This window comes from Sulfitobacter sp. L-8, assembly GCF_056859255.1.
Genome location: NZ_JBSXOD010000003.1, coordinates 1 through 7,209, shown reverse-complemented (window position 1 = coordinate 7,209; position 7,209 = coordinate 1). Strand labels below are relative to the sequence as shown.

Annotated in this window: 6 protein-coding genes; 2 read left to right on the top strand and 4 right to left on the bottom strand. The window is 57.7% G+C overall.

Translation table 11 applies throughout. The annotated features are described in order from the left end of the window. Positions 1-278 precede the first annotated feature (278 nt). Positions 279-1,163 (top strand): ArdC family protein, encoded by an 885-nt coding sequence (locus AC13DE_RS00080; protein ID WP_483046619.1) that lies wholly within the window; start codon positions 279-281, stop codon positions 1,161-1,163. 174 nt (positions 1,164-1,337) lie between these two features. Here the strand turns inward: AC13DE_RS00080 and AC13DE_RS00075 are convergent, their stop codons facing one another. The 4 genes from AC13DE_RS00075 to AC13DE_RS00060 all read right to left on the bottom strand — a co-directional run bounded on the left by AC13DE_RS00075 (position 1,338) and on the right by AC13DE_RS00060 (position 6,095). Next, the gene (locus AC13DE_RS00075; protein ID WP_483046618.1) at positions 1,338-2,090 is read right to left on the bottom strand and encodes a BRO-N domain-containing protein; all 753 of its coding nucleotides are present in this window, start codon (positions 2,088-2,090) and stop codon (positions 1,338-1,340) included. Between the two features lie 242 nt (positions 2,091-2,332). Further along, positions 2,333-5,524 (bottom strand): Eco57I restriction-modification methylase domain-containing protein, encoded by a 3,192-nt coding sequence (locus tag AC13DE_RS00070; protein WP_483046617.1) that lies wholly within the window; start codon positions 5,522-5,524, stop codon positions 2,333-2,335. Positions 5,525-5,629: 105 nt separating this feature from the next. Then, a complete protein-coding gene (brnA, locus tag AC13DE_RS00065) occupies positions 5,630-5,845 on the bottom strand; it encodes a type II toxin-antitoxin system BrnA family antitoxin (protein WP_066009074.1) in 216 nt (71 codons plus the stop codon). Next, positions 5,832-6,095 (bottom strand): BrnT family toxin, encoded by a 264-nt coding sequence (locus tag AC13DE_RS00060; RefSeq protein WP_037931641.1) that lies wholly within the window; start codon positions 6,093-6,095, stop codon positions 5,832-5,834. Before AC13DE_RS00060 ends, brnA begins: the two co-directional genes overlap by 14 nt. A 152-nt stretch (positions 6,096-6,247) precedes the next feature. Between AC13DE_RS00060 and AC13DE_RS00055 the strand changes: the two genes are divergently transcribed. After that, entirely contained in the window at positions 6,248-6,991 is a 744-nt protein-coding gene (locus tag AC13DE_RS00055; protein ID WP_483046616.1) for a hypothetical protein, read from the top strand. Positions 6,992-7,209: the final 218 nt, after the last annotated feature.

Genomic DNA, 7,209 nt, shown 5'->3' with positions numbered 1-7,209 from the left:
TGCCATCCTGGCAGGTCCGAGAAAACCGGCAAGCGCCGCCTGTGGCGTCGGTTCCGGTCGAGAATTCCGGTTCCTCCCACGCGCAAGGCGCGCGGTTCCCTCCCAAATTCACGCCCTCCACCCGGTTGTCACGGCCCCGCCAGGCCGCAGGACGGGCTTTGCCCTTACCTGCTCTGCCCTTCGGAATGCATGGGCATTCCAAAGATCAGAACAGGAAGGCCCGCCCATTGGCGGAAAGGGAAGAGACCCGGACCGCGTCACTCAAAGGAGGGTCACAAATGACCGCAGAGAAGTTTGACGTTTATTCCCATGTCACCAACCAGATCATCGCGCAGATCGAGGCGGGAACACCGCCCTGGCGCAAGCCGTGGACCGGCGGCGGTGTATCGGTCAGCTTGCCGGAACGGTTCAACGGCGAAGCTTATCGGGGCATCAATATCCTGATGCTTTGGGCGACGGCGATGGCGAAGGATTACAGCTCAGCCCGTTGGATGACGTTCAATCAGGCCAAGGAGCTTGGGGGCCATGTCCGCAAGGGCGAGAAATCTGCCACCGTGGTGAAATACGGCACCGTCGAGCGCGAGGACGAGAACGGCGAAGAGCGTCAGATCCCCTATGCCAAGGCCTACCGCGTGTTCAACGCCGACCAAATCGAGGGTTTGCCCGCTGAATTCTACATTCTGCCCGATCCGCCCCGTGATCTTGGCACCGTCGCCGATCCAGCGTTGGAGGCATTCTTTGCCGCGACCGGCGCGCAGATCGACAGCACCGAGGAGCCGCGCGCCTATTACAACATCAAGACCGACCGCATCCACATGCCGCCGATTGGCACGTTTCACAGGGCCGCAGGGTATTACGGCACCTTGGCGCATGAGCTGACCCATTGGACAGGGGCGACAAAGCGACTGGACCGCTTGGGCCGGTTCAATGACCGCAAGGCCTACGCGTTCGAGGAGCTGGTCGCAGAAATCGGAAACTGCATGCTTTGCGCGCAGATCGGGGTGGAGCCTGAATTTGACCAGAGCGCGGCCTATGTCGAAGGGTGGCTTGAGGCGATGAAGGAAGACAGCCGCGCGATATTCCGCGCCGCGTCCGAGGCCCAGAAGGCCGTGGATTACATCATGGATCGAACCGCGCAGGCCGACCGGATGGCCGCTGAGTAACAGCCCGCACCGCTGAAATGATCGAGGCCCCCGTCATCAGGCGGGGGCCTATTTGCGTTGTGGCGTGATCTTGGTTGTAGGCGGTTTCAGGGTGACCTGTCGGCGGGCAGCCTAGAGGCCACCCGCCGACAGGCCCGGCGCTTCGCGCGGACGCCCCCAAGGGGGCGGACGATCTTAAGCCGCCTTCGCTGGTAGCAACTTGGGCAGATGGGGCAGCGCCGCTGGGTCACGAGTGTTGAAGTAACGCTCCGAATGCTCGGGAATCCAAACGTTATCAACGAATTCGATGAACAGCGGCAGCATGCTGTTTGGATACTGCCTTGCATCACCTTCCCACTCATCTGTCTTGTGTGAATACATCGAATGAGATCCACACAGCTGGGGATGGTTCTCGTCGAGCCACTTTGCGAAGAGCTTTCCTACGCTGGTATCGGGGCGTAGTTGCGTCCCGTTCGGGGCCCGATCCGCCATCATGTGGCCGACCATTTCAAGGCGTCCCCACAACCTGACAACCAGTTCGTTGATCACTGAGAAATGACCACCGCTGACCCGGTTCCAGTTCTCGTTGTAGCGCTTGATGAACGCAGGAACGTGACCACCATAAGAGCCGGTTTTCCGAATGCTCGGAAGGACTTCTGAGGTGATCCATTTCTTGAAACGCTTTGCTTCTGGCTTGGATGAACGCAGCACGAGAGAGTAAAGGCCGGACTCGCTGATGACCGTGGTCTTCTGCTCCCTTCCCATGGCGTCGGAAATTCCGACGCCATCCTTCTCATCATCATCAAGACGGCTCGCGGCATCCCGCGGGTTCGCAATTCCGATCTTTTTGCAGACCTCAGTCAAAACGAACCAAGGCTCTCCTTCACGATCGATCACACGGAACTGATCGTTGTCTTCGTACTCAAAAATTTGCATTGTATACTGCATTTACGTCCTTTCATGACGCTGGTGCAGTACGATTTTGCTTGACGGGTGTTCCTCTTCATGGGACATACCCTTTGACAGTTAAGCCGAATCGCACTGCGGTTACGGAAAAGGACCGGCCCCAAAAGGGTTCGGTCCATTTTTTATTATAACAGAAAATTTACCAAATTGCAAGCAGGGGTTCTTCAATTGTTCTCTTGCGTCTCTAGGTGTTGCTACGGAGCAACACGCTCTGTAGGCACTGGTTAGGTCGCCGCCTCTAGCAGCGCGATTTCTTCTTCGGTCAGATCGAACAAGTCATAGACGATGCTGTCGATCTGGGCTTCGGCCTGGGCGATTGCGGCGGTCAGGCGGGCGATCTCGGCGCGGTCGCGGTTGATCCAGTCTTCCCAGTCGGAACGATCGGTCAGCGGAATGTCGGCCTTGAACACCTTCTTCACCTCGACGCGGAAGGCGGCGAAGTCGGGCAGGGTCCACCATTCCTTGAGCTTGTTGGTCAGCTTGGGTTCGCGTTCAGGCGGGCAGAGATCGGGGATGCGGCGTGTGAGAGCTGCTTGCAACTTCAGACGTTCTTGGGCGGCTTTCTGAGCTATGACGGCTTGCGATGCTAGTGCTTGGCGGATGCTTTTAGGCATTCTTGGAATAGGCAACTGTCCGACATATTGGGCCTTCATCCTGAAGTATCCACCGCTGGCAAGCGGAGTTAAGGAGCGAAATACGAACCACAGGGTTTTCGAATTCAAAAGCCCCGCAATCGCATAGTCATCGGAGGGCAAAGCAAACGCGGTTGTTTCAAGGTAACTACTGGATTTATCGAGGTGAAAAGGGTTCTCTGCGGCGATGTCCCTATACGTGATTTTAGTCTTCTCGAAACCAGGCACGTATGCCTCTTGTGGCTGTTGAAGTTCAAACCACTCTTGCTTGGTCGCTCGACATTCCAAGCGTTCCTTAAATGGCAGTAACCAATCCCGAATGGCCGGATAATCGTCAATGTTGATCCGGTTTTTAGGGATGTAGATCAGCCACAGGCCGCGCGGCTCGGCACGCCAGCGTTTCAGGTCCTTGCCTTCGAGGAAGGGTTTCAGCAGATCGGCAGACTTTGGGTCCTGGGCGCAGATACGCTCCTTGGTAGCATTGTCGATCACAAAGGCCGCGTTCAACCCGGTCTTGATGCCGTAGAGCGGTGATCCATAGATTTCCTTTAGGGTCTTCCTGCCTTTCTTGATCTTGTCCCGCAGAGCGCGAAGGGCGGAGTTTTCTAGCTCCCATGATCCGGCCCCCAGAGCAGTTTGCGGATACGGGCCGGCGGCAGCTTCCCAAGTGGCGAGGAAGTTATTGTCTGGCAGGGCATCTACTTTCCAGAAGCGCAGCTCATGCCCCTTGGGCGCGACCCCGCGTTTCATGGTCAGGATCGCCGGGTAGGTGGTCACGCCTTCGAAGACTTGTAGATCGCCAAAATCGACCACACTTTCGATGGTGGCCTCCTTCAGTAGGTATTCGCGCAGGGGCTTGCCCGATCCGGTCTTAAAGAACGTGTTCGAGGAAATGTAACCCAAGCGTCCGCCCGGCTTCAGCAGGCGCAGGCCGCGCTCGTAAAAATAGCAGTAGAGATCGGCCCGGTCGGACACGACCTCATAGCGCTTTTCCAGATAGGGTTTCAGCAGCTTCAGAAATTCCATGCGAACATAGGGCGGATTGCCCAAGACCACGTCAAAGCCGCCTTCGGCAAAGACGCCGGGGAATGCGGTTTCCCAGGTGAAGGCGTGATCGAGATAGGCGAAGTTGCTGTCCTCGATCAGGCTGTCGCCGACGCGGATGCTGCCCGAGAGACTGTCGAGAACCTTGCCGCGCCGGGCGGTCTTGATCCAGAGCGACAGCTTGGTGATCTCGATGCTTTCCTCGTTCACGTCCACGCCGAAGAGGTTGTCGGTCAGAATCTCGCTGTCCGGGACATAGTCGAGCAGGTCGCCAAAATGTTCGGCCTTGGGCAAAAGGTCTTTGATTTTGTCGTTCACGCGGGTCAGTTCGGCCTTCATGAAATCGAACGCCATGATCAGGAACACGCCAGAGCCGCAGGCGGGATCGACAATGCGCAGGGATTTCAGACGGTCGCGGTAGGCTCGCCAGGCTTCCAACTCGGCCGACTTTTTCCGCCAGGCGATGTTTTCATAGTCGGTGACATCCACGCCCTTCCTGGCGTGGTTGCGCAGGATGCCTTCGAAGATTTCTTTGAGGTGTGTGCCAAGAGTTTCGGCCACAATGAAGCGCGCGATGTAGTCGGGGGTGTAGACCACCCCGTCCCGCTTACGCCGCCCGCTTGTGCCAGTGGTCTTCTCGGGCTCTTCCTCTTCGCCGCGCGCGATCGCTTGCAGGCGTTCAACGTCAGCGATCGACTGTTCAAAGATGTGGCCTAGGACGGTGACCGAGACTTCGGAGGCGAAGTCATAATCGCCAAGGGTCTTGAACCCTTCGCAGATGTCATCGGGCAGGCTCAGGGCGTTGATCGTGTCGTCCTGACGGAACAGGCCCCCGTTGTAGCGGGGGATTTTCAGATCACTGTTGCCTTCGTCGATGGCGCGGAACAGGCCCTTGAAGTTGTCCCAGACGGGGCGGGGATTGTAGGAATCACGGGCGACGAAGGCGTTTTCGAGGGTGTTGTCTGGCAGAAGGCCGGTGTCTTCGGCAAAGGCGATGAACAGCACCCGATCAAGGATCTTCTGCGCGAGGGCGATCGCTTCGAGGGGCGCGATCGCGGCATCGGCCTTCTGGACGGCGCTCAGGAGCTTGAGGCGCAGGTCCTTGTAGTCCTGATACAGGCTGTCTGTGATGTCCTTGTCTTCGCGGCGGCTTTCTTTCAGCAGATCAGCCGTGCGGCCAGACAGCAGGTTTTCCGCTGACAGCAGCAGCATGAAACGCGCATATTCTTTTGGGTCTGTCAGCTGGTCGAGGTGGAACACTTCATAGGTCGAGGTGCCTTCCCCAAAACCGTAGAAACGCAGCTCGATCATGTTCGAGACCAGAACCCATTTCACGCCGCGTGCGTTCATGGCGTATTCCCACGCCTGTTGAACGGGGCTCTTGTTCCGGCCCGGCATGATAGCATCGAGGTCGCGGGTATCCGCGCCCTTCAGCTCAAATGGCGCAACGATGTCAGGCGTCTTGCCGCCAAAGCGCCCAAGCGCGAGATCGACGCTGCCGCGCAGGATATTCTGTTCCGTGGAAACGTTGTAATCTGCGCCGCCAGCGGGGCCGTGGTAGCCGAGAACCCCTTCGACGATCTTGGAGGCGAACTGCCCATGCAGGGCGGTTTCCTTCAGGCGTTCAATCCGGCCCGAGCTGATCAGCTCCGCCCAGGCTTCCAGCGCAGCCAGATGCTCTGACGGGATCGGATCGGCTTTGATGTGGCGCTTCAGGGTCTTACGGTTGAACAAATTCATGAATTAGTGGTCTTTCTTGCCGCCATCGGTCGGCTCTATACTACGGCTTCTCTCTCTACGGATGGCGACAAGCCTGGCTTCATGCGCACCTGAGCGCATTGGGCGTCACTCTAGGCGCTCAGCGATCCACATCTTGATCAGTGCCTGACGGGTGATGCCGAGCTTCTGGGCCTGCCGGTCCAGACCGGCGACAACCCAGGTCGGGAAATCCACGTTCACCCGCTTGGCCTCAACATTGAGTCGGCGCGCCTTTGTCCAATCGACATGGGCGGACATGTCTTCGCCCGCGTCGAAGCGTTCGTCGAATTCAGTCGCCTTCATAGTGGTCAATCTCCTGCTTGCGAGCGCGGCGCACGGAGATGATCCGCACCCGGTCGCTCCGGTATGTGTAGACAGCCGTCCAGTGTCTGGCCCCGATCATGCCAACCGCCAGAAAGCGCGGCTCATCCGTGACATTGGCGGGGGCCTCGATCAGATAAGGATCGTCCCAGAGAGCCTGGGCCTCATCAAAGTCGATCCCGTGCTTTTCACGGTTCGCGGCGCTCTTGTCGGGGTCATACTCGAACTTCATGAAGGATAATATAAGATGAAAATGGTATAGTTACTATACTTTTCAGCCCCTCGCAGTAGTGAGATTTTTTCAGCTTACAAGCAGTAACGCCGCCCGCATGGCTGCGCGCAGCCATGTTGCAGGCGCGGCGAAACAGTGCTCTGACTATCGGCATGGAAGCTATCGAAAGGCTCTTACAGCTACCCTATCAAACCCTGGCGATTTTGGTTGCCGGATATCTTTCTTATCGGCTGGCCTACACCGGGCGCGATAGCACGCACCAGACATTGGACACTTTGGCGATTGCCCTTGTCTTTACGTTCATAGCGCAAGCCGCATCTGCTCTACTGCTGGCGATCTATCTGGCGTGGGGCCCCACATCCAGCGATGCTGCCGCATTGCCCTTAGGGGCCGGATACGCTGTCAGTGTTGGGGGTATAGTGGCTGCACTCATTGTCGCTGCCATCTGGCGGCGTGTGAGCGTTAACAGCCTTCCAGAAATTCTGCGTGGCGCAGGAATATCGTCGTCAGACAGAAATACCGCCGCATGGGAAACCGTTATCAATCGAGAAGATTCCGGACCGTCGCAGATCACTGTCGTAAAAAAAGACGGGACGACACTGCAATGCGAGCGTCTTGACGACTTCAAGAAAGCGCCCTTCGGCCCAATGATACTCGGGCAAGATGGCTCTATCGCACTCTATGTAACTGACTACCGAGACAAAGAATCCGGTGAGTGGGAAAAAGTTGATCCCGAGCATGGTGACTGGGGGCCGGAAATAACGATAATTCCTGCCGGAGAAATCTCAGAAGTGCGCATTAGGCACGCCCCCTCACTTCTTCGGCGGTGGCGACGAGGACGGAGCACTGGGAAGGGGTCTGGCGTTGTCGGGGATGAAGACCCCTCCGCTAGCTGACATCGGCGTCTGTTGATCGGATGATTGCACTTTTTACCTCTTCGGGGGCGGCGGCGTAATAGGTGCGCTCGGGCTAGGTGGAGAGCACCGCAAAGTGCGGGGCAATCAGGCCACCATTTGCGTTTCTTCGTGAGATTTCAGACCGGGATACCACTGCTCGAACTTGGCGCGGAGAGTCCCGTCAAGCGCGCGGGCCCGGGTTTGGAGCATGAGGTGGG

Bases quoted from the DNA above. Each gene is read 5' to 3' on its own strand.
- AC13DE_RS00055 (WP_483046616.1), top strand. From the start codon at position 6,248: ATGGAAGCTATCGAAAGGCTCTTACAGCTACCCTATCAAACCCTGGCG.
- brnA (WP_066009074.1), bottom strand. From the start codon at position 5,845: ATGAAGGCGACTGAATTCGACGAACGCTTCGACGCGGGCGAAGACATG.
- AC13DE_RS00075 (WP_483046618.1), bottom strand. From the start codon at position 2,090: ATGCAGTATACAATGCAAATTTTTGAGTACGAAGACAACGATCAGTTC.
- AC13DE_RS00080 (WP_483046619.1), top strand. From the start codon at position 279: ATGACCGCAGAGAAGTTTGACGTTTATTCCCATGTCACCAACCAGATC.
- AC13DE_RS00060 (WP_037931641.1), bottom strand. From the start codon at position 6,095: ATGAAGTTCGAGTATGACCCCGACAAGAGCGCCGCGAACCGTGAAAAG.
- AC13DE_RS00070 (WP_483046617.1), bottom strand. From the start codon at position 5,524: ATGAATTTGTTCAACCGTAAGACCCTGAAGCGCCACATCAAAGCCGAT.